The sequence below is a fragment of the Planctobacterium sp. AWM4_229 genome (genome assembly GCF_056160305.1).
The window spans coordinates 285,307-307,854 of sequence record NZ_JBSWWX010000002.1 but is presented as its reverse complement, the minus strand read 5'-3'; the positions used below and the strand labels follow the sequence as shown (position 1 = coordinate 307,854).

Here is a 22,548-nt window from a genome sequence, read left to right as displayed (position 1 = left end):
TCACAATTGGGCATGCTCGTGCCTGTTGCATGAGTCGCGTCCGCAATTCATGACATTTCCATGAAACATTTTTGAATCGAGAAAATTCCTCCTCGGCTATTCGTCGTCTTTGTGTTTGTTGTTTTGCAGCAGACACAAAGAAACTTACAAAACGAATTCACTGGAGATGAAAATGAAAAAACTCACAATGGCATTGTCGATGATGCTGTGTTCGGCATCCGCAGTTGCTGATGTTGACCCTTGGGTTGTGGCCTCGGATATACCCGGATTGATCGGCGACCTCTGGCCCAATGGTAAGCGCAGCTCAAAAGGGCTTTCCTATGAAGGCTCACAGGAGACGGCAACTAGCGGCACTATCAGCGTCATGGCTTACAATGTGGATGGCTTTCCCGAATCCATTGGTGGCAACAGTAAAAACGATTTTAAAAACATCGTTAAAACCCTGAATACCCTCAACTACGATATCGTCAATATGCAGGAGCTGTTTATCAAGGATAAACACGACAAATTGCGCGATTATTTATCCGAAGCACAATACCCCTATCGCTCCGATCATCATCGTGGCTCACGCACCAGCTTTGGTAGCGGCCTTGTGCGATTATCCACCTTGCCCTTCGATAAGAACAATGGCTTCGATCGGGAAGACTGGAACGATTGTTATGATATTGATTGTTATACCGAAAAAGGATTTACATTTCAGCGACATCACCTGGCCAATGACATCATGATCGATGTGTATAACATGCACAACGATGCGGGTGGCCAGGACGGCGATATCAAGGCGAAGCGAGTTGCCATGAGACAACTGGCCAACTACATCAATACCCATTCCGCCGGAAATGCCGTGATTGTTGCCGGTGATTATAATCTGAGCTGGCATGACGAGACCAAAGACAAGTCTCCAGAGTTTTTGCAAATCGTGCAGGAGTTTCTAAGTGCGACATCAATGCAGTTTGTCTGTGAGGTTACTCATGGTTCAGCCTACTCCGATCCCCTTGATGGTTGTAAATACCATTTTCCAAAGCCGGACCGCATCGCATTTAAAAGTGGTGACTCAGTACAACTGACGGCAGAGCATTTGGAGTTTGTTGAAGGCATTTTTGTGGATGATAAAGGTGATGAGCGTAGTGATCATTTACCGCTCGCAGCTCAATTTAGCTGGAGTTTGCGCAATTAAGCCCGGCTTTTTATCAAAGCGATTCAGGGCGTGAATACGCCCTTTTCAAACTTTTTTCAAAATAACTGAAAAATTTTGCAGCGCTGCACGTCTCATAAGCGCAGGCCTGATTTTCGTCTATTTGTGTCGTTTCTAACACACCGGCTTAATCGAGAAACGGGGTGCCCTTAAATAAGACAATTCAATGAAATCTCATGCTAACTGGTTGAAGAAAATGACATCCCAGGCACATAATCTCGCAGTTTCCATTAATGAAGATGATCCCCCGGTTAACGAGGGACCAGGCTCTCTGTTAACATCCGTTCCGACTTTGAACATGCGCCCGCCTAAAAAACACAGTTTGACTGAGATTTACCGCAATCACTGGACTGATCTGTGCGCCATTTTAAAGCAAAAGTTTTATCACAGCCGGGTCGACACTGAAGATGCTGTGCAAAATGCATTTGTAAAGTTTGCTCAAATGAAAGATCAGGATGCGGTTGAGAATCCCAAGGCGTATCTGTATCGGCTTGCTCACAATCAGGTGATTGACGAGCATCGCAAAGAGGTGACTGCGGAAAAATATCTTACTCAGGAGCCACAAGCGGAAATGCCCACCCAAATTTCCGATCCAGAAGCAATGCTGCTTTCACAGCGACAGTTGAACAATGTCGAAAGCAGCATTGCGCAACTTTCGGAGAAGCAGCAGCGCATTTTGACAATGCACCGCATTGAAGGCAAAACCTATCAGGAAATAGCGCAAGTTACCGGGTATTCATTGGCAGATATTTGTCGTCAGCTCAGTAAAGCACTGACCCAGTTGGCTATCGACATGGAGAGGGAATAATGGACGAACGTATACTGGAACAGGCATCACAGTGGTTGCTTAAACAAGCTGATAAGCCTTTGCCTGAACAAGAAAAAAACGAATTTGATAACTGGTTGGCGGAAAGTGAAGCACATCGCAATGCTTACCGACAGATGCAGGCTTTGTGGCAGCACCTACCGCAGTCGGAAACACTGCAGGCACATCAGCAAAGCTCAACACAGCAAAGCTCAACAACCAAGGCTCAGCCCGGTGGGAAAAAACGCAGTAGCTCCTGGTTGTCCATTGACTGGCGTGCGCCAGTGTTGGCTTTTTCTTTACTTATTGCGTTGTTTTTTGGTTGGTTTTTGCAACCAGATCCTATTGTCGAAACTCAGATATATGCCACCCAGGTAGGGGAAATTAACCAGATTGAGTTAACCGATGGCAGTGTGATCACTTTGGGGGGCAACACCCAGTTAGTGGTGTCTTTACAAGAACAGCAGAGAAACGTGCGATTGCACAAAGGGGAAGCCTACTTTGACGTGGCACACGACAAAACCCGACCTTTCGTTGTAACTAATGACGAAACACAGATAAAGGTATTGGGTACCGAGTTTGCTGTTCAGGCATTGTCTACAAGTCTGCAACTGGAGGTGGCACAAGGCGCTGTGGAAATAACAGACATGCAGGCCATCTACTATAACAGAGTGAAAAATCGAGTGTTAACTGCCGGGGAAGCGATTACCTATTCGGACACCAAAGGACTGACCGAAGTGGCCAAGGTAGATGGCGAATTAATTGGCAACTGGCGAGACAAGCGATTTAATTTTAATAATCAAACTCTGGATGCGATTGCTGAGCGGCTCAATCTGTATTATCCGCCCGGCATTGTCATCGCATCTGACAGTCTGAAACACAAGGCTATCAATAGTTCATTTCGGCTCGAACAGCTGGATACCTTCCTCGCGGGTTTGAGTATGAGTGACGATATCGACGTCATAAAACGCGAAGATGGCAAGATTATTATTACCAAAGTGTAAAGTTAAGGCATTGTCTGGTAATTAAAATATCCGAATCTTTAAACTTTTATGACATTACTAAAAAGCTGAAAAATCTGGTTATGCACCGCGTCATTGTTGATGTAAATCCGCAGGTTGCTTATTGCACTAAGCAGCCCAGGCGGAAATGGAACAGCAACTAACTAAGTGATTACTGAACATGAAACCAGTGAATAAATTTCTCAAAGTAGCTTTGATATCGTCTGCGGTAGCGGCAGCTTTTCCCACAAGTGTGCTTGCGGATAACGCAGTATTGCAACAACAACACCAATTGCAAATTGTTGCCATGCCGCTGCATGAAGCACTGGCGACTTTTTCCAAACAAACCGACCTGGTGGTTTTAGCACCTTCAGAGCTGATAGCGGATAAAACCTCTTCGGCAGTTAATGGCAATTTCACCGTTCAGGAGACGCTGGGCCGAATTCTTTCAGCAACCGGATTAGAAGCGCGTTTTGAAAACGGCGCCATTATTATTTATCAACCGGATGCCCCTGAAGTCCCTGAATCCAGTTTGATTCGCCCGAGCTTTGACAATACCCCTGATGCTGAATTAATGGTGGAAGTGGTATCAAAAGGGTTTCGGGGCAGTCTCGCCAGCTCGCTTGCACAAAAACAGAACGCCAACCAGTTTATCGATGCCATCACTGCCGAAGATGTGGGTTTGTTTCCGGATCAAAACGTGGCTGAAGCGATAGCACGTATCTCCGGCGTTTCATTGACCCGCAACAACGGGGAAGGTGAGTTTGTTACCATCCGCGGTTTAGATCCTACCTTTACGCGGGTTGAAGTTAACGGTCGTTCTACGTTTTTAACCTCGGACTCCTCAGATCCTGAGCGAGCAGCGGTACTTTCCGGTATTAGTTCTGAGCTGTTTCAAAATATTGAGGTCGTCAAATCGCCCACAGCTAAGGACGATGAAGGTGGATTGGGAGGTATCGTGCGTTTGAGCTCCCCAAAGCCATTGGACGTGGGTGAACGCAAAATTGGCTTCCAGGCCGGGTTAAGCAGCTCTGAATTCAAAGATGATAGTCAGCCTTCTATCAGTGGTTTTTTTGCCGACGTATTTGCGGATGAGCGTGTTGGTATCCTGTTTTCAGCCAACTACGAAAAACAAGACCGACGCATCGATCGCGTTCAAAACACCGACAATTGGCTTGAAGTTGACGAAGGCATGCTGGCCAACCCCGATGACCCGGAAGCTCAAGCGCTAGTAGGGTCTTATTATGCCGGAGCAATTCGTCAAGAAGCGCGTTGGGGAGAAAGTCCCAGATACAATATTAATATGGCGATTCAGGCCAGGCCTACGGATATGCTGGAGTTGCATGCTGACCTGATCCACATTAATGAAAGTCGCGATGAAAACTTTAGTCGCATTGAGGCGGAATTTCGTCGTGGCGAACTGTTATCGGGCACGGTTGATCCGGCCACCAACACCTTAGTGGAAGGGACTTTTCAAGACCATCGGGTGGATTTTAATAGCTTTACCCGCGATATCGACCTCGAAACGACGGGAGTCACCCTTGGTGCTGACTGGACTTCCGGTTTCTGGTCGATTGGCGGTAAATTGAGTATCTCTGAAAGCGAAGAGGATCGCTTGCAAGGGCGAGTGCGAGCGCGTGTTGGTAAGGATGATTTAGGCTCGTACAACGTCGCTATTAACGAGAACTTCCCCAGTTTTACCACCACCGCAGCCAATTTGTCCGCAGAGGATGTTTCTGTTCGGGAAATGGATTGGCAACGACGTATCATCGCTATCGATGAAACCAGTGTTCAACTTGATATCGAGAGAGATATTCAGTTTGGCCCTTTTACAGCTATATACGGTGGGGTGAAAAACCGTTTAACTGAGTTTACCCGTCGCCAGGGCTCCACCAAAGGACCAACAGAGTTCGATTTTGACGGTGATGGTGAAGCGGAAGATATTACCTATGCCAATGGCGACCCCAACTTTTTTGTTGATGACTATGCCTTTGGGCTGGGCTCGGAAGGATTTTTGACTAGCTGGGTGAGTGCCGATCCTCTGAGCTTTTTACAACAATTCAACGTGCCCTCAAACAACATCGAATTTAATGATACCAACCGTTATGACATTGAAGAGGACAATCTGGCGCTTTATTTTATGGCGGACTACGAAGCGGATATCGGCAAATACTATGTCAGAGGTAACGTTGGGCTGAGACATGTTAAAACAGACTCTCAAGGTGATGGTGCACTGGAAATAGACGGAGAGCTGCAGGAGGGCAATGTGGCCAATCTCGACGGCTCTACCACCAACACCTTGCCTTCGTTTAACCTGATTTTGTCGGAAGGTTCAGAGGCAAATTTACTGTATCGTTTTGCGGTGGCTAAAGGCATGACACTGCCAACTATTGATGAGATCCGCCCAGTGGTTGAGATCGACAATGAAGAGGCCAGAGTGTCTCGCGGTAATCCTGAACTGGATCCGTTTCTGGCCTGGCAATATGACTTCAGCCTGGAATACTATTTTGGTGAGCAATCCGAGGGGCTTGCGTCGATTGGTTTTTTCTACAAAGACGTGCAGAACTTTATCGCTGAAACCTCATTCTTACAATCGGGTAATGAAATCGAAGGGGCAACACTGGATGAGGATTACCTGGTATCCAGCTTCCGCAATGCCGGAGAAGCAGAAGCTCAAGGGGTAGAACTCAGTTTTCAGACGCCCTTTACCTTTTTGCCCGGATTCTGGCAAAACTTCGGTACTATGATGAACTACACCTATACCGATTCGGTATTCAAAGACATCGATGGCACTGAACGTTCTTTCTTAGGTGCTTCAAAAGATACCTACAATATTGCGCTGTACTACGAAACTGACGAGCTGAGCACACGTCTGTCCTACAACTATCGCAGCGACTACCTGGATGAAACTGCCGCCACAGATGCTGATGGTGACGGGTTTAACGATACCAATGCCATTTATGGTGCGGGTGCAGGGCGTCTGGATTTTGCCTTTCGTTATTACTTTCAGAACGGCTGGCGATTGTCTTTTGATGTGCTCAATGTCACGGAGACTCGCAGCCACGAGTATTACGATGTGTCCAATCGTCTCAGAGATTCTGAGACCGAAGGTCGTATTTACAGTTTGACTGCTTCCACATCTTTTTAAGCGCATTTGTTTGAACAGGGGCCCGTGCCCCTGTTGTCGATTTCGGAGAACAATACATGTTAAAACGAATTTTTTGTGCTTATCTGACGCTGATGCTGTTAATGATGTGCGTTTTGCTCAGAAGTGCACACGCATCAGATTCGCCAGCTGCCCACTGGCAAAAAGCCAGTGCCTGGCCGGATCGCATCGTGGTAAATCCGGCTGAAAATCCCGCTACGGGCTTTTATGTTACCTGGCGTACCGACGATACTGTGGGCACCAGCATTGCGCAAATCACCCCTGCCAATGACGCTGCCCGATTCGATAGCTTAGCCATTACCAAAAGAGCCAAAGTCGAAAGCCTCAACCTGGAAAGTATGCCGACACCCAATGGCATCCATGAAAGTGTTGAAAATGGTGGATTGGGGAAAGTGCACTATCACAGCGTTGGATTTAATGATCTTGCGCCCGATACTCAGTACGCCTTCAGGGTGCAAGGTGCAAGAGGCAAGTGGAGCGAATGGATTTACACCAAAACAGCGCCGGTGCAAGGGGATATCGAATTTGTCTATTTCGGTGACTCGCAAAATGGCGTGCGTTCTCATTGGTCTCGCACTATCCGCGCTGCCTATAAACAGGTACCGGAAGCAAACTTTTTTCTCCATGCCGGTGATTTAACCAACAAGGGCGATAGTGACTACAATTGGGCCGAGTGGTTTGCCGCTGGCAGCTTTATCCATGCCACGATTCCGGTTATCCCGGTACGCGGTAATCACGAGAATGTTTCGGTGCTGCGCAATGGCAAAAAACACGGCCGGGTGCGCACACCTATCTGGAGTAAGCAGTTCAGCTTACCTGTTGATAAATCACTACCAGAACACTTGCGGGAGTCCAACTATCAATATCGCTTCGGCGATTTGCTAACGATATTCGTGGTGGATTCAGCACTAACCAGTGAAGATTTTGCTGCCCAGGCCAGCTGGCTGGATCAAGGGTTATCCAAAAGTACGACGCGTTGGAATATGGTGAGCATGCATCACCCCTTCTTTTTGCCGGAAAAATTTTTGCGGGTGAAGCGCGATATTGCGCGTCGAAAAGCCCTTATGCCAGTGATTGAAAAACACGACGTCGACCTGGTGATGACCGGGCATGTGCACAGCTATATGCGTAGTGTTGATTATCTGGAAACCACAGAAGATAACAATCAGCCTGTTAAAACCGTGTATACCATTTCAGCCTCTGGTGCCAAATTTGGTGCCATGAATCAAGGACTCAAACAATTGTTAACGACGGGTGCCAAGCCAGGCGACAAAGACGGCGATTTCGGCGGCTTTGCTAACTCTCGGCGCGATCTAGAGCGCAGCGGGCAAAACACTCCGTTGTTCCAGGTTGTTCGGGTCGCACAAGATAAGCTGACTTTTGTGGCACACACTGTCTCTGGCGTGCGCTACGACAGTTTTATTTTGAGCAAAGATGAACAGGGCAAAAAATACCTGCAAAACCAGCCTGAGGCTTATGCGGAAACGCGTACTTTTAACAATACGCTGCCTTACAAAGACTGGTACGACCTAAAGTAAATTACGAGACTTAAACATGATTTCTGTATTATTTCGTTGTGGAGCGACCTTGCTGTTGCTATTCCCCATTGTGGTCCTGGCAAACCCACTTCTTCCACCCTGGCAGGCTCCTACGCAATGGCCGGATCGCATCATTGCCACGGTAACCGATGATCCCACTAGCAGTTTCGCCGTGACCTGGCGCACCAACCAACTGGTGGGTGAAACCATTGCTCAGATAGCACCGGCAACCCCGGATGCCAGATTTGATTTAAATGCCGACACGCAAACCGCGACATCTGAACTAGTGCACCTGGATCACGTGATGGGCCCCAATGGCAAATTTTCCTTTATCTATAATCAAGGATTGGAGCCGGTGATCCATCATTCGGTCAAATTCACCGATTTGCAGCCCAATACCCTTTACGCCTATCGGGTGCGCGGTGCCCGAGGGATGTGGAGTCCATGGTATCAGTTACAAACAGCACCCGCAGAGGGTAAAGTTCAGTTCGTATTTTTTGGTGATGCACAAACCAGTATTCGCTCGCACGTGAGTCGCACTATAGCGGCAGCCTACAAAGCAGCACCTGATGCGCAATTTTATGTCCACGGAGGTGATCTCACCAACAAAGGTACCTACGACAAAGAGTGGGCTGAGTGGTTTGCTGCCGGGGGGCGCAGCTACAAAATGGTGCCCTCGCTGCCTGTGCCGGGCAATCATGACTATATCAACTTCACCCCTCCTGAAATAACGGAGCGACGCCTGCGCAAATTATTCCAGGCTCCACGTGCTGTTACCAATGTATGGCGACCACAATTTAATCTGCCGTTGTCACCCGATTTGCCACCTGATTTGCAAGAAACCACTTATCAGGTGCGCTACAACCGCGATCTACACATCTTCGCTATCGATAGTTCCGGAGTCGAATTCGATAAGCAGATGATATGGCTGGACAAAAACCTCAAAGCCTCAGATGCCAGCTGGAAAGTGGTGACCATGCATCATCCTCTGTACTCCTTTGTTGGGGGACGAGAGCATCCCGGTGCCAAAAAACGCCGAACCGCGCTGCTTAAAGTATTGCGGGAAAACGATATTGATCTGGTGATCACCGGACATCGGCACACTTATCAGCGAGCCGCCCGGGGAGATGAACTGGAGAGATTTAGCATTGGTGATGCGCAGGAAGTGGATACCGTGTTTGTGATCACAGCATCGTCCACCAAGCGTGGTGATACCAAAGTGGCGGGCTGGGAGCGTTATGCCAGGGAAACCGATCAGGAATTCAAATTGACTCGCTACGGCAACAAAACGCCCATTTTCAGCGTGGTGAATATTGAAGGCAACCAGATGCGAATTGAGTCAATCGATCCGTTAGGCCAAATATACGATGCCTTCACCTTAACCAAATCCAATGGGAAAAAGATTTTGCTTAATGAACCCGAGGCGAGCGGCCCTATTAGAGACGGCGAACTGTTGGGTGAATACAAGGCCTGGGATGATCTGCGTTAAGCAACAATCCAGTTCTTTTAACCAATACAACGGGTGCCCGAGAACCGTGCTGATGGGAAACTTTTCCCATTGGCACGGTTTGCTTTCGGCGTAGTTGACTCCTATTTTTCCCGGAGCTTTTTTTGAATCCAGAAACACAAAAGACAATCGACCCTGAATGCAGAGATACAACCAAGGTGAATTGGTGGACGCACCTTGCGGTCACTCTGGTGATACTAATGTGCGCTTTCGGACTGGTGGCGTATATTGTGAATAGTGGCCCAGTCGCTCCGAAAAATAGCTCGCCGGGTGCGGTTGCAGTTGCGGTAGAAGCTTTGCCATTAAAGCGCCAGTCTTATCGGGTCTGGATTAATTCATTTGGCACCGTTCGCGCCATGCGTCATAGCGAATTGATGTCAGAAGTTGCCGGCAAAGTGGTATGGATCTCCGATAACATCCGCCCCGGACAGCGATTTACCGAAGGTGAAGAGTTGTTGCGACTGGATGCCACTGAATTTGAAATTAACCTCAATATCGCAGCGGCGGAAGTGGCTAGTGCTCAACTAGACTACACGCGAGAACTGGCACAGGTGGAATATGCCGCGCAACAGTGGAATCAACTACCAGAAACCGATGCGGCCCGAAGTTTAGCGCTTAGGGAGCCACAAGTGGCAGCGGCTAAAGCGCAATTGCAAGCTGCACAAGCGCGCTTGCGCAAGGCAAGAATCGATTTACAAAGGACCCGGATAACAGCGCCCTTTGATGGCAAAATACTGCAGCAAAATATCGAGCTTGGTCAGGTGGTTGATGCCTCTGAGTTACTGGCCAGCATATACAGCACAGCCGCTGCGGAAGTGCGTTTACCTGTTAAAATATCAGATCTGGCGCATCTGCAACTGGACACATTACCCGATCAGCCCATGGAGGTGGTGCTGGAAACCGAAATGGGCAATGCAACGCATCGTTGGAAGGGCAAAATCGTGCGCTCAGAAGATGTCTTCGATTCCAACACTCGCATGCTTTACCTGGTTGCCAGAATCGATAACCCATTTATTGCGAACTCCCTGCAAGCCACCATGCGAGTCGGTCAATTTGTGAAAGCACGTATTCAGGGACGCGAATATGCGCAGGTGTTTGTGCTGCCAAGAAAAGCCGTGTCTCAGGCCTCAACCGTTGGCATTGCGCATAATGACAGGCTGCAAAAGCGTCAGATTCAGCCCATCTGGTCTGATCCGCATTCGGTTGTTGTATCTGCAGTCGCTGCACATGAGCCGAATGCGCCAGGGATTGAACTGGCAGAGCAACCACAGGCCGAGCCATTGCGCGAATCTGAGTGGTTGGTAGTGACCCCTACCTCAAAGCTACCTAATGATACCCCATTGCGCATCGTTGATGTTCTGTCAAACGAAGTACCTGTGATGTCAGAAACTAAGTTGAGTGTTGCCACAGTTAAAGAGGGGGCCAGATGATCAGCTGGTTTGCCAAAAATGATGTGGCAGCCAATGTGCTGTTAGTGGTCGTTATGTTATCCGGATGGTACTTCATGACCACAAAGGTTCCGGTAGACATGTTCCCTGAAGTAGAATCCCGGGATATTAGTATACAAATGTCACTGCCCGGTGCCTCCCCCCACGAGGTCGAGTCGGGGATAACCATCAAAATGGAAGAGGCCATTCAAGATCTGGAGGGGATACAACAAATCACTTCTCGCAGTCAGGAAGGGCGCGCTTCAGTTGTTGTGCAGGTGGAAGATGGATTTGCGGTCAGAGAGCTTCTGGAGGATATAAAAGTACGAGTAGATAGCATCTCTGGTTTGCCCGTGGACGCTGAAAAACTCACAGTACAAATATCGCAAAGAAGGCGCGATGCCATCGGGGTAATGCTCTATGGTAATGCGGAAATGCTGGCTTTGCATCGACAAGCAGAGCATATCAAAGACGAATTGCTGCAACTGCCCGATGTCAAGCTGGTGGAACTGGATAATAAAACCGCCTTTGAAATTGCCATCGAAATACCGGAACTGGTATTGCAAGAATACGGCTTGAGTCTCGCTGAGGTGGCAGACATCATTGCCGATAACGCGAAAGACATGTCTGCTGGCAACCTGAAAACCGAGGGTGGGGACATTTTTATTCGCACCATAGGCAAGGCCGAATACGGCGACGCCTTTGCCGAAATCCCCATGGTTACCAGTGCCGACGGGGTCATGCTCAGGTTAGGAGATATTGCCCAAATTCGGGATGGCTTTGAAGAGTCACCGCGTAAGACGCATTTTAACGGTGAGCCTGCAATCGAGATCGAAGTATTTCGCACTGGAAATCAGAACATTATGGATGTGACACAGGCAGTGCGCGACTACATTGATGTTAAACAAGCACAACTTCCGCCAGGTCTGAAACTGGACTATTGGCGGGATCGCAGCAAACCCATTAAGGCCAGACTGGCAACACTCACTCAAAGTGCCTTGCAGGGAGCGGTGTTGGTGGTGGTGATGTTGGCTTTGTTTCTCCGGCCCTCCGTGGCGCTATGGGTTTGTATGGGCATTCCTATGTGTTTTCTGGGTACCTTTATCTTTATGCCGCTTTTTGGTGTCAGTATTAACATGATGAGTTTATTCGGCTTTATTCTGGTGCTGGGGATTGTGGTGGATGACGCTATCGTAACTGGCGAGAACGTTTACAGCCATTTGCAGCGGGGGGAAGCGCCTTTGCAAGCCGCCATTGTAGGCACCAGAGAAGTCGCTGTTCCGGTAACCTTTGGCATTTTGACAACCGTTGCCGCTTTTTTACCGCTGCTCTATCTGAATGGTCGGGCAAGCTGGTATGCCTCCATCACCTATGTGGTCATTCCGGTGCTGCTGTTGTCGCTGGTTGAGTCTAAGCTGATCTTACCTGCGCATTTAAAACACGTGCGCCCTCAGGCGGATAAAACCTCGGCGTTTTCACGAGTGCAACAGACCATAGCAGGGTCGTTAGATTGGCTGATCTCAACCCTTTATCAACCGGCGCTCTCTGTGGCAATGCGTTGGCGTTATGCCTCTGTCATGCTCATGATTGGCGTTTTTATTGTTGTGCTGAGTACTTTGTTTAGCGGCCACTCCAGATTTGTGTTTTTTCCGCGTATTCAAAGCGAAGTGGCGGCGGCTAATGTGATCATGCCAGCTGGCACATCATTCGAGACTACCGACCAGATTGTGACAGCGATGGTACAGCACGCCTCAGATCTGCGTGAGCTGTATCGCGATCCGGTTTCCGGACAATCTGTGATCAGCAATATCTACGCCGTGAGTGGTGGTGCCAACGCCGCTGCCGGTCGAGTAAGGGTAGAAACAGTACCTCCTGAGCAGCGTATCCTCAATGTTAAAACTCAGGACATTGTTAATGAATGGCGAAAACGTGTTGGCGAGGTACCCGGTGCGGAGCAACTCAATTACAAAGCGGAAATTGGTGGCTGGCGAGGCGCCGTTATCGATATTGAACTCAAAGGACACAATACCGCCTCATTGCAAGCCTTAACCCAATCTCTAACCGAGCACCTCGCTGGCTACTCTGGTGTTTTTGATATTGAAGATTCCTTATCCGATGGCAAAGAGGAGTTACAGCTATTGCTTAAACCTGAGGCGCACCTGCTGGGGTTGGATCTCGATAGTATCGCAAGGCAAGTCAGGCAGGCCATATACGGGTATGAGGTGCAACGAATACAAAGAGACAGAGAAGAAGTGCGGGTCATGTTGCGCTACCCTTTGTCTGCACGTAAATCGTTGAGCACTTTGGAAAACATGATGATATCGCTGCCCGGAAACGCAAACGCTGACAAACGGGTGCCCCTTTGGCAAGTTGCCGAATTGCAATCGGCAATGAGTCCGCAGGCTATTTTGCGCATTGATCGGCAGCGGACAGTTGCCGTGACGGCTGATTTTGATAAGACATCAGGTGACTTGAATATCGTGCAAGCAGAAATCGCGCAATGGTTAGCTGATCAGACCGCCAGCCTGCCTGGTGTCAGCTATTCACTGGAGGGTGAGGCAAAAGAGCAAAAAGAATCGACTCGTGGATTGTTGGGCGGTGCTGGGGCCTTGATACTGTTGGTGTATATCTTGTTGGCCATCCCACTTAAATCCTATCTGCAACCTTTTATTGTATTAGCCATTATTCCATTTGGCATTGTTGTGGCTATTCTGGGGCACTGGCTATTGGGATTTGATTTAACTTTGTTGAGTTTTATGGGCATGCTGGCCCTATCCGGAGTGGTCGTGAACGACTCGTTAGTGCTGGTGGATTACATTAACCAGCGACGTGTCGCAGGCATGAGTGTTAAAACGGCGGCTTTTCAGGCCGGTAGTCGGCGCTTCAGGCCTGTATTGCTTACCTCAATGACCACATTTGTCGGCTTGATGCCTCTGCTATTCGAAAAATCCACCCAAGCGCAATTTCTGATCCCGATGGCGGTGAGCTTGGGCTTTGGTATTGTTTTCTGTACCTTGATCACCCTGTTTATTGTGCCTTTGAATTACTTGATCATGGAAGATCTTAAAGCGTACTTTCGCGCTTACCGAAAAGACGTTAAGGGTTTGTTGTACCGCTGAAATTCGCCTGATTATTGATTCGCCTGGCCGCCTGGGAGCTCAGGAGCGGGAATTGCTGTATTAGTACCACAATGGTTTAACTGATAGAATTCAGCCAGTTTGACTGGAGTGCAATGAATGCAGAACAAATTTCCCCGAGCTGGTTTTTTACGCCGTTTGGCAGCCATGGTATACGACCTTCTGGTGGCAGTTGCCGTGGGAATGGTGGCCGCAATGGTGATGACGGTAAGCCTGATACTGTTATTTGAGAATGGCGTGCTGGATAAACAAGGAATGGAGCACGTCAGCGATATTATTCAAAACTCGGTATTGTATCGCACCATAGTTCAGGTCTGGGTGTTGTCATGGGTGGTGGGCTTTTTTGTCTGGTTCTGGCGCAATGGTGGCCAAACTATTGGTATGCGCGCCTGGCGCATGCGTCTTTATAGCACCAACGATAAGCCTATGGGCTACGGCCGCGCTTTTTTGCGTATGCTTTGCTCTATCGGCGGTTTGGGTACCTTGTTAGTATTGCTCGACTTTAAAAACAAACAATCTTTACAAGATAGGCTGGCCAGCACCGAGATACGGGTGTTATCTAAAGAAGCCAATGATCATAAAAACTGGTAATTGCAGACAGGCAACCTGTTGCCTGTCAGTATTTATTGCCGCTTGAGTAGTTGCATCGCCACAAAGGCAAAAACCACACTGGGCAATAGCGCACCTAAAAATGGCGGTACCTGATATACCAAACTCAGTGGGCCGAATACTTCATTACTGATAAAGAAGCCAAACCCAGTGAGTACACCCATGATAATTCGGGCCCCCATGGTAACACTGCGCAGTGGGCCGAAAACGAACGATAACGCCATTAAGAGCATGACTCCCACGGAAATCGGCTGCAGTAGCTTACGCCAATACGCCAGAGTATACCGGGACGAATCTTGACCATTGTTATTCAGGTATTGGATATAATCATTTAAACCTGAGATGGACAGGGCTTCAGGTTTAACGGTTACAACACCGAGTTTGTCCGGTGTCAGGGTCGACACCCATTGTGACTCATATTCTGACGTGGTAGTAACTCGGCCATTTATTTTAGTGAATCTAACCCGCTCCAGACGCCAGGCATCGCTATCAAAATGGGCCTCTTTAGCTACCGTGATCTGGGTTAACCTGCGCTGCTCATCAAATTCGTATACCGTGATATCTCGCAGCGTGTCCTTATCAATTACTTCGCCAATACTGACGAACTTGTCGCCATCTTTAGCCCATGTGAGGCGATCTGTGGCAAACAGACTACCACCGGAAATAGCCTGAGCGCGGATCTCTTTGGCCTTAGCTTCTGTGGTGGGGGCTACCCATTCACCAAGAGCCATAACAAATAACACCATTACCAGTGCTGATTTCATGGCCGACATAATGATATTCCAGCGGCTTAATCCGGACGCCTGCATCACCGTCAGTTCGCTGCTACTGGCTAACATGCCCATCCCGGTCAAACCGCCAATTAAGGTTGCCATTGGGAAGAATTGTTCTATTTCACGGGGCATGGATAAAAACACATAGACAGCTGCGACGGTCAGGTCGTAGTTACCTGTACCGACTTTTTTAAGCTGTTCGATAAAGCTGATTAATGAGCTAAGCCCTACCAGTACTGATAGGCTCAGAAAGGTGGTGCCCAATAACGTGCGTGCCAGGTACCAATCAACGATTTTAAACACTGCGCAGCCCCCTGAATTTAGCCCGCACTTTCACGCCCAAGGTTCGCCCCTTGAGGATTAGCACCATGCCCACCAACAACATCACAATGTGCACCCACCAAAGGCCGAGTTGCGGCGGGATTTTGCCATCTTCCAGTACTTCACGGCCCATCATCAGCAGCAGGAAATACCCTAAATACAATAAGATGGCCGGAAACAAGCGGCCAAAGCGGCCCTGGCGCGGATCAACCGAGCTAAGTGGCACGGCGATGATCACTAAAAATGGAATAGATAAAGGAATGGCAATGCGCCATTGAAATTCAGCAATGGCATCCAGGCTGTTTTCTTGCATCAGGGTTTCGGTGGAATAGGCACTCAACTTGCGGCGCTTCTGTTCAGCTTGCGCTTCTCCCAAGGCAATTTGTACCTGATATTCGTCGAATTCCACTACGCGATAATCTCGCATGCCCAGTTTGCCCTCGTACTGATTACCGGAAGTGAGTATTAACTTTTGCGAGCCATCCGGGCTTTCGGAAATATAACCGCCTTCAGAATGCACAATGTGTACGGCTTCGCTGGCTTTTTCCGGATCGTGCTGGGCAACGAAGACGTTTTTAAGTTGATTATCACCATCAATTTCTTGCACAAACAGTACGGCTTTTTTGTTGGCAGTTTCTTCAAACCGACCGGGAAGTAAAGCAGATAAGCCGGATTCGGCGGTGAGTTGTTCTTCTAATTGATATTCAATTTCGGTGGCAAGCGGCGCTAACCAGAGGGTCAAAGAGGCACTTACTAAAGACATGAACAGCGCCAGCACCAACATGACTCTTGCTACGTACCATTCGCTGATGCCACATGCCCGCATAACCGACATTTCACTGTCTACATGCAATCGGCCATGGGCCAGCATAATGCCCAAAAATACGCTTAAGGGCAGGATCAGAGCTGCTAATACGGGAGTCTTTAGTGCCAAGAAATTAAGCACCAGTCCGGCGGGGATATCGCCATTGGATGCTTCTGCCAGTACACGAACAAATTTTTGAGTAACAAAAATCGCCATTAAAACCAGAAAAACGGCGAGTTGAGATTTGAAGGTTTCCTTCAACAGATATCTGAATATGAGCACGATTTATCCGGTCGAAAAGATGTATTTTTACTGGCAAGCACAGGATTTTTAAGTAAACTAAGTATTTTTATAAGTTTAAAAAATAAAAACTGCACCCTACCTGAATAAAAAAGCCAACATTATCATTATGAACGTTGAATGAGGGGCTTGTAAACCTGCCTTTTTCGACAACGAAAGACTTTTTTTGTTCGGTTGCATGTAGCACAAAGGTGAAATTTACTGATTTTTACCATTTAGGCTACTGAAATGAGAGAGGAACAACGATGGAATTTCATGTAAAAAGCGGTAGTCCGGAAAAGCAGCGCAGCGCTTGTATTGTCGTAGGCGTGTTCGAGCCAAGACGTTTAACGGCGGTAGCTGAGCAATTAGATGTGATCAGCGAAGGTTACATCAGTAATTTATTGCGTCGCGGCGATCTGGAAGGCAAACCCGGCCAAATGCTGTTATTGCATCACGTTCCTAACGTGCTCAGTGAGCGTATTCTTCTTGTAGGTTGCGGTAAAGAGCGCGAACTGGACGAGCGCCAATATAAGCAAATCATCGCCAAAACCATTTCTACCTTAAACGAAACTGGCTCAATGGAAGCTGTGTGTTTCTTAACAGAGCTGCACGTTAAAGGCCGTGATACCTATTGGAAAGTGCGTCAGGCTGTGGAAAGCACTAACGATGCCTTGTATCGTTTTACCCAAATGAAGTCGCGCAAAGATGAAGCCCGTCGCCCACTGCGCAAAATTGTCTTTAACGTACCCACTCGCCGAGAGCTGACGGTTGGTGAGCGTGCGGTAGAGCACGGCCTGGCCATCTCTAAAGGTATGGCCACCTGTAAAGACGTGGCTAACATGCCACCCAATATCTGTAATCCGGTTTACCTGTACGAGCAGGCTCTGGAACTGGAAAAACAATATGATAATGTCACCGTTGAGCGCATCGGTGAGCAGGAAATGGCTAACTTGGGCATGAACTCCTACCTTGCTGTAGGGCGTGGTTCTCACAATGAGTCGGTCATGACAGTTATGCACTACCGCGGTGGCGCTGCCAGTCATGATCCCGTTGTCTTAGTCGGTAAAGGGTTGACCTTTGATTCCGGTGGTATTTCGTTGAAGCCAGGCGAAGGCATGGACGAGATGAAGTACGACATGGGCGGTGCCGCGGGTGTTTTAGGTGCCATGCATGCTATTCTTGAGTTGCAACTTCCGGTTAACGTGATTGCGGTAATCGCAGGCTGTGAAAACATGCCCGACGCGAATTCTTATCGTCCAGGTGATATCCTGACTACCATGTCTGGTCAAACGGTGGAAGTGCTCAATACTGACGCTGAAGGCCGCCTGGTTTTATGTGATGCACTGACCTACGTGGAGCGCTTCGATCCTGATACGGTTATCGATGTAGCTACCTTAACGGGTGCTTGTGTTATTGCCTTAGGTAAGCACGCCACGGGTTTAATGAGCAGCCACAACCCGCTGGCTCATGAAATTGTAAATGCTTCTGAGCAAAGTGGCGACAGAGCCTGGCGTTTGCCGTTGTGGGACGACTATCAAGAGCAAATCGAGAGTCCTTTCGCGGATATGGCCAATGTGGGTGGTCGTCCAGCTGGGACCATTACGGCTGCGTGCTTCTTATCGCGTTTCACTAAAAAGTACCATTGGGCCCACCTTGATGTGGCAGGTACCGCATGGAACAGCGGTAAGAACAAAGGCTCAACCGGACGCCCAGTGCCACTACTGACGCAATTTGTGATGAATCGCGCCGGTATTGAGATGGAAGATTAGTCACGGCTATGCCGAACGTTACCTTTTATCTGTTAACACAACAAAACGATGCCACCACTGAATCCACTCAGGAAGCTTTTGCCTGTGAGGTGGCAACCCATTATTATCGTCAAAAACAACGTGTGCTGATCCTCTGCGCCAGTCAAAAACAAGCTGAGCGCATGGATGAGTTATTGTGGCAATTACCCGTGGATGCCTTTGTACCCCATAACTTGCCGGGAGAAGGCCCCGAATCGGGCACACCTGTAGAGATCAACTGGCAAAAGCCAGATCGTCTGAACCGTCAGGTGTGTATCAATTTGCAACAGGATATGCCTGCCTTTGCCGCACAATTTCGCACACTGATTGACTTCGTGCCCGCCGATGATAACGGCAAACAACAAGCACGAGAACGTTATAAACACTATCGCGCGGCTGGCTTTAGCCTTGACACCCGGCCCGCTGAAAATTTGAATGAGACCCCGAATGGATAAGACTTTCAACCCCCAAAATATTGAAACCCAGCTGTATCAGGAATGGGAAGAAAAAGGCTACTTCAAGCCCTCTGGTAAGGGCGAGGCCTATTCCATCATGATCCCGCCACCCAACGTTACGGGCAGCCTGCACATGGGGCATGCTTTCCAGGACACCATCATGGATACGCTTATTCGCTACAAGCGCATGGATGGCAACAACACATTATGGCAGGTGGGGACTGACCACGCGGGTATCGCCACGCAAATGGTGGTAGAACGCAAACTTGCCAATGAAGAAGGCAAAACCCGTCATGAGCTAGGCCGTGATGCTTTTATCGACCGCATCTGGGACTGGAAAGCCGAGTCCGGTGGTACCATCACCAAGCAGTTGCGTCGTTTAGGTGCCTCTGTCGATTGGGACAGAGAACGCTTTACCATGGACGATGGCTTGTCTGAGGCAGTGAAAGAAGTCTTCGTGCGTTTGTATCAGGACGACTTGATTTACCGCGGTAAGCGCCTGGTAAACTGGGATCCGAAACTGCATACCGCCATCTCCGATCTGGAAGTGGAAAACAAAGACAAAAAAGGCAACATGTGGCACCTGCGTTATCCATTAGCGGATGGCGTTACCACCAAAGACGGTAAAAACTATCTGGTGGTGGCCACAACTCGTCCGGAGACCATGTTAGGTGATACCGGCGTTGCGGTTAACCCTGACGATGAGCGCTACAAGGACCTTATCGGCAAAGAGATCATCTTGCCATTGGTAAATCGTCGCATTCCCATCGTGGGCGATGAACACGCCGACATGGAAAAGGGCACGGGTTGTGTGAAGATCACCCCAGCGCATGATTTTAATGATAACGAAGTGGGTAAACGCCATCAGTTGCCCATGATCAACATCTTCTCTATCGATGCCGCTATTTTACCCGCAGGTGAGAGCTATACCTTTGATGGCAAAGAGCTGACATTGGATGCGCCTATTCCTGAATTTTTGCACAACATGGATAGATTCGAAGCGCGCAAAGCCATAGTAGCCAGCTTTGAAGAAGCAGGCTTACTGGAAGGTATCGAAGACAACGCTATGACAGTGCCTTACGGCGACCGCTCTGGCGTGGTTATTGAGCCACTATTAACCGATCAGTGGTATGTACGTGTAGCACCGCTTGCAGAGCCGGCCAAAAAAGCCGTTGAAGATGGCGAAATCCAGTTTGTGCCCAAGCAATACGAAAACATGTACTTTTCCTGGATGAACGACATTCAAGATTGGTGTATTTCTCGTCAGTTGTGGTGGGGACACCGCATCCCGGCCTGGTATGACGCTGAAGGTAATGTTTATGTGGGTCGCGACGAAGCCGAAGTACGCAAAGAGTATAAGCTGGCTGATGACATCGCATTGTCGCAAGACGAAGATGTACTGGATACCTGGTTCTCGTCAGCGCTTTGGACCTTCTCTACTCTGGGGTGGCCGGAAAACACCGAAGACATGCAGGTATTTCACCCCAGTAATACCCTGGTAACCGGCTTTGATATTATTTTCTTCTGGGTAGCGCGCATGATCATGATGACCATGCACTTTATCAAGGATGATAATGGCAAATCACAGGTGCCCTTTAAAACTGTGTACGTTACCGGACTTATCCGTGACGAACACGGCGATAAGATGTCGAAATCCAAGGGTAATGTGTTAGATCCTATCGATATGATTGACGGTATTGACCTGGAATCCTTGGTAGAGAAACGTACGGGCAATTTAATGCAGCCACAACTGGCGCAGAAGATTGAAAAGAATACCCGCAAAACCTTCCCGGGTGGTATTGAAGCACACGGTACAGATGCATTGCGCTTTACCCTGGCTGCGATGGCATCCACCGGGCGTGATATCAACTGGGATATGAACCGCCTGGAAGGTTATCGCAATTTCTGTAATAAATTGTGGAACGCCAGCCGTTATGTGCTTATGAATACCGAAGAGCACGATTGTGGTGCCAATGGTGGTGACCTGGAGTTCTCCCTGGCGGATCGCTGGATTCAGGGGCAATTGCACAAAACCATCAAACAATGTCGTCAGCACCTGGATGCCTATCGCTTTGACCTGGCAGCCAATACCTTGTACGAATTCACCTGGAACCAATTCTGTGACTGGTATCTGGAGTTGACCAAGCCTGTATTGTTCAAAGGCAACGAAGCTCAGCAGCGCGCCACGCGTAAGACCCTGGTGAGCACACTGGAAGCACTGTTGCGTATGATGCATCCACTGATGCCTTACATCACTGAGACTATCTGGCGCAATGTGGCACCGCTGGCCAACATTGAAGGCGACAGCATTATGCTGCAAGCCTATCCAGCTTATGATGAGAACTTGGTAAATCAACAAGCCATCGATGACCTGGAGTGGGTGAAACAGTTTGTAGTGGGTGTACGTAATATCCGTGGCGAAATGGATATTTCACCGAGTAAGCCTCTGTCGGTACTGGTGAAGAACGCCAGTGGTGAGCATCAGCGCCGTATGAATGAAAATATGACCTTCCTGCAAGCCATGGCAAAGCTGGAAGAGATCACGGTTTTAGCTGAAGGTGAAAAAGGTCCGGCGTCATCGACTGCGTTAGTGGGTGATATGGAAATACTGGTGCCTATGGCGGGGCTTATCGATAAAGATGCCGAGCTGGCGCGTATCGCCAAAGCCCTGGATAAGGCAGAAAAAGACTTTGCTCGCACTGAAGGCAAGTTGGGTAACGAGAAATTTGTTAACAATGCCCCTGAAGCAGTTATCAACAAAGAACGCGAAAAACTGGAAGAGTTCCGCGTGGCAATGGAAAAACTGAAAGAGCAAAAAGCTACGATTGAGTCGCTTTAGCGGCTCTTTGAGTAAAACAAACGCCAGCAATCGCTGGCGTTTTTTTTGTGTCTATTGATTTAACTTACCTGTTTAAAGTCAGCGCGATAGCGACGGCTAAAGGGCAGCTCCTGGCCCTGATGTAGCTGGATTTTGGCATCGCCACTTTCCAACGGTTCAATGGATTGCACCTGATCGTAATTCACCATATAAGAGCGATGCACCCGCAAGAATTTGTCGCTGTCTAATTGTTCTTCCAGCGATTTCATGGTGCCGCGATAAGGATAGGCACGACCGGCAACATGCAAATTAACATAGTTACCGCAGGCCTCCAGCCATTCGATTTCTTCAATTTTGACTAAAAACTCTTTGCCCAGCTTTTTGACTAATAAGTGTTGTTTGATGGCGGGTGTCGATTGCTCAATATCATCATCCGAGGTGTCTGGTACCGATGCTTCACCTTGAGCGCGAAACAACACCAGACGGTAGAGGTAAATAATCACCAGTAAATAAAAGTAGGTGCGAAAGTCTTTTGCGTATTCGTATAAAAACTCGCTGCCCCAGGGGCCAAAGTTGTAATCCCGCCCCATAAACCAATAGCCCGCTTCTCGAATCAACACCATTAACGTGACATGCATTGCAGAAAAAGGAATGGTGAATAAGGCGTGCATCAAGATATTGCGCTTGAGCGTAGCAAAACTCACCGGAAAGCGATTATCAAACCAAAGCAACAATGGAAGCAGAGCGGCGAAAACCAGGGTGCTTGATATTTCCCACAACATGGGCTCCCAAGGGGCAAGGTTGGGTGCGTCATTCAGTGCCACATAAACATTGGCTACCACCTGCCAAATGATAAACAATCCCCAAAACAGGACCTCGTAACGGCTTTTATGTTTTAAATACTGTTGAATAGTCATGGCGT

Annotated in this window: 15 protein-coding genes; 12 read left to right on the top strand and 3 right to left on the bottom strand. The window is 48.5% G+C overall.

Annotated features, from left to right (window positions below; genetic code table 11):
* Positions 1 to 172 precede the first annotated feature (172 nt).
* The 9 genes from ACXAGP_RS04430 to ACXAGP_RS04390 all read left to right on the top strand — a co-directional run bounded on the left by ACXAGP_RS04430 (position 173) and on the right by ACXAGP_RS04390 (position 14,367).
* Positions 173 to 1,177, top strand: a complete 1,005-nt coding sequence (locus ACXAGP_RS04430) for an endonuclease/exonuclease/phosphatase family protein (RefSeq protein WP_475259797.1) — start codon at positions 173 to 175, stop codon at positions 1,175 to 1,177.
* A 184-nt stretch (positions 1,178 to 1,361) separates the two neighbouring features.
* The gene (locus ACXAGP_RS04425; RefSeq protein WP_475259796.1) at positions 1,362 to 2,003 is read left to right on the top strand and encodes an RNA polymerase sigma factor; all 642 of its coding nucleotides are present in this window, start codon (positions 1,362 to 1,364) and stop codon (positions 2,001 to 2,003) included.
* Positions 2,003 to 3,004 carry a FecR family protein gene (locus ACXAGP_RS04420; protein WP_475259795.1) on the top strand — a complete coding sequence of 334 codons (1,002 nt, stop codon included), beginning with the start codon at positions 2,003 to 2,005 and terminating at the stop codon, positions 3,002 to 3,004. The genes ACXAGP_RS04425 and ACXAGP_RS04420 overlap by 1 nt, the downstream gene beginning before the upstream one ends.
* Before the next feature lie 187 nt (positions 3,005 to 3,191).
* Positions 3,192 to 6,149 carry a TonB-dependent receptor gene (locus tag ACXAGP_RS04415; RefSeq protein WP_475259794.1) on the top strand — a complete coding sequence of 986 codons (2,958 nt, stop codon included), beginning with the start codon at positions 3,192 to 3,194 and terminating at the stop codon, positions 6,147 to 6,149.
* A gap of 56 nt (positions 6,150 to 6,205) precedes the next feature.
* Positions 6,206 to 7,705, top strand: coding sequence for a purple acid phosphatase family protein (locus ACXAGP_RS04410; protein ID WP_475259793.1), 1,500 nt, complete (start codon positions 6,206 to 6,208; stop codon positions 7,703 to 7,705).
* A gap of 16 nt (positions 7,706 to 7,721) precedes the next feature.
* Positions 7,722 to 9,194 (top strand): purple acid phosphatase family protein, encoded by a 1,473-nt coding sequence (locus ACXAGP_RS04405; RefSeq protein WP_475259792.1) that lies wholly within the window; start codon positions 7,722 to 7,724, stop codon positions 9,192 to 9,194.
* 122 nt (positions 9,195 to 9,316) lie between these two features.
* Positions 9,317 to 10,642: an efflux RND transporter periplasmic adaptor subunit gene (locus tag ACXAGP_RS04400; protein WP_475259791.1), complete on the top strand. Its 1,326-nt coding sequence runs from the start codon at positions 9,317 to 9,319 to the stop codon at positions 10,640 to 10,642.
* Positions 10,639 to 13,758, top strand: coding sequence for an efflux RND transporter permease subunit (locus ACXAGP_RS04395; RefSeq protein WP_475259790.1), 3,120 nt, complete (start codon positions 10,639 to 10,641; stop codon positions 13,756 to 13,758). The genes ACXAGP_RS04400 and ACXAGP_RS04395 overlap by 4 nt, the downstream gene beginning before the upstream one ends.
* Positions 13,759 to 13,875: 117 nt before the next feature.
* Positions 13,876 to 14,367, top strand: a complete 492-nt coding sequence (locus tag ACXAGP_RS04390) for an RDD family protein (protein WP_475259789.1) — start codon at positions 13,876 to 13,878, stop codon at positions 14,365 to 14,367.
* 32 nt (positions 14,368 to 14,399) lie between these two features.
* Here the strand turns inward: ACXAGP_RS04390 and lptG are convergent, their stop codons facing one another.
* Both lptG and lptF read right to left on the bottom strand, forming a co-directional pair.
* A complete protein-coding gene (gene lptG / locus ACXAGP_RS04385) occupies positions 14,400 to 15,461 on the bottom strand; it encodes an LPS export ABC transporter permease LptG (RefSeq protein WP_475259788.1) in 1,062 nt (353 codons plus the stop codon).
* Positions 15,454 to 16,566, bottom strand: coding sequence for an LPS export ABC transporter permease LptF (gene lptF, locus ACXAGP_RS04380; protein ID WP_475259787.1), 1,113 nt, complete (start codon positions 16,564 to 16,566; stop codon positions 15,454 to 15,456). The genes lptG and lptF overlap by 8 nt, the downstream gene beginning before the upstream one ends.
* 263 nt (positions 16,567 to 16,829) lie before the next feature.
* Here lptF and pepA point away from each other — a divergent pair, with 263 nt between their 5' ends.
* Genes pepA through ACXAGP_RS04365 form a run of 3 tightly spaced genes read left to right on the top strand, consistent with a single transcriptional unit; the run spans position 16,830 to position 21,647 of the window.
* Positions 16,830 to 18,335 (top strand): leucyl aminopeptidase, encoded by a 1,506-nt coding sequence (gene pepA / locus ACXAGP_RS04375; protein ID WP_475259786.1) that lies wholly within the window; start codon positions 16,830 to 16,832, stop codon positions 18,333 to 18,335.
* Between the two features lie 8 nt (positions 18,336 to 18,343).
* Positions 18,344 to 18,808 (top strand): DNA polymerase III subunit chi, encoded by a 465-nt coding sequence (locus ACXAGP_RS04370; protein ID WP_475259785.1) that lies wholly within the window; start codon positions 18,344 to 18,346, stop codon positions 18,806 to 18,808.
* Positions 18,801 to 21,647 (top strand): valine--tRNA ligase, encoded by a 2,847-nt coding sequence (locus ACXAGP_RS04365; RefSeq protein WP_475259783.1) that lies wholly within the window; start codon positions 18,801 to 18,803, stop codon positions 21,645 to 21,647. The genes ACXAGP_RS04370 and ACXAGP_RS04365 overlap by 8 nt, the downstream gene beginning before the upstream one ends.
* Before the next feature lie 59 nt (positions 21,648 to 21,706).
* On the opposite strand, the gene ACXAGP_RS04360 is transcribed toward ACXAGP_RS04365, so the two are convergent.
* Complete coding sequence (locus ACXAGP_RS04360; RefSeq protein WP_475259782.1) at positions 21,707 to 22,543, bottom strand: LytR/AlgR family response regulator transcription factor; 837 nt, start codon at positions 22,541 to 22,543, stop codon at positions 21,707 to 21,709.
* Positions 22,544 to 22,548: the final 5 nt, after the last annotated feature.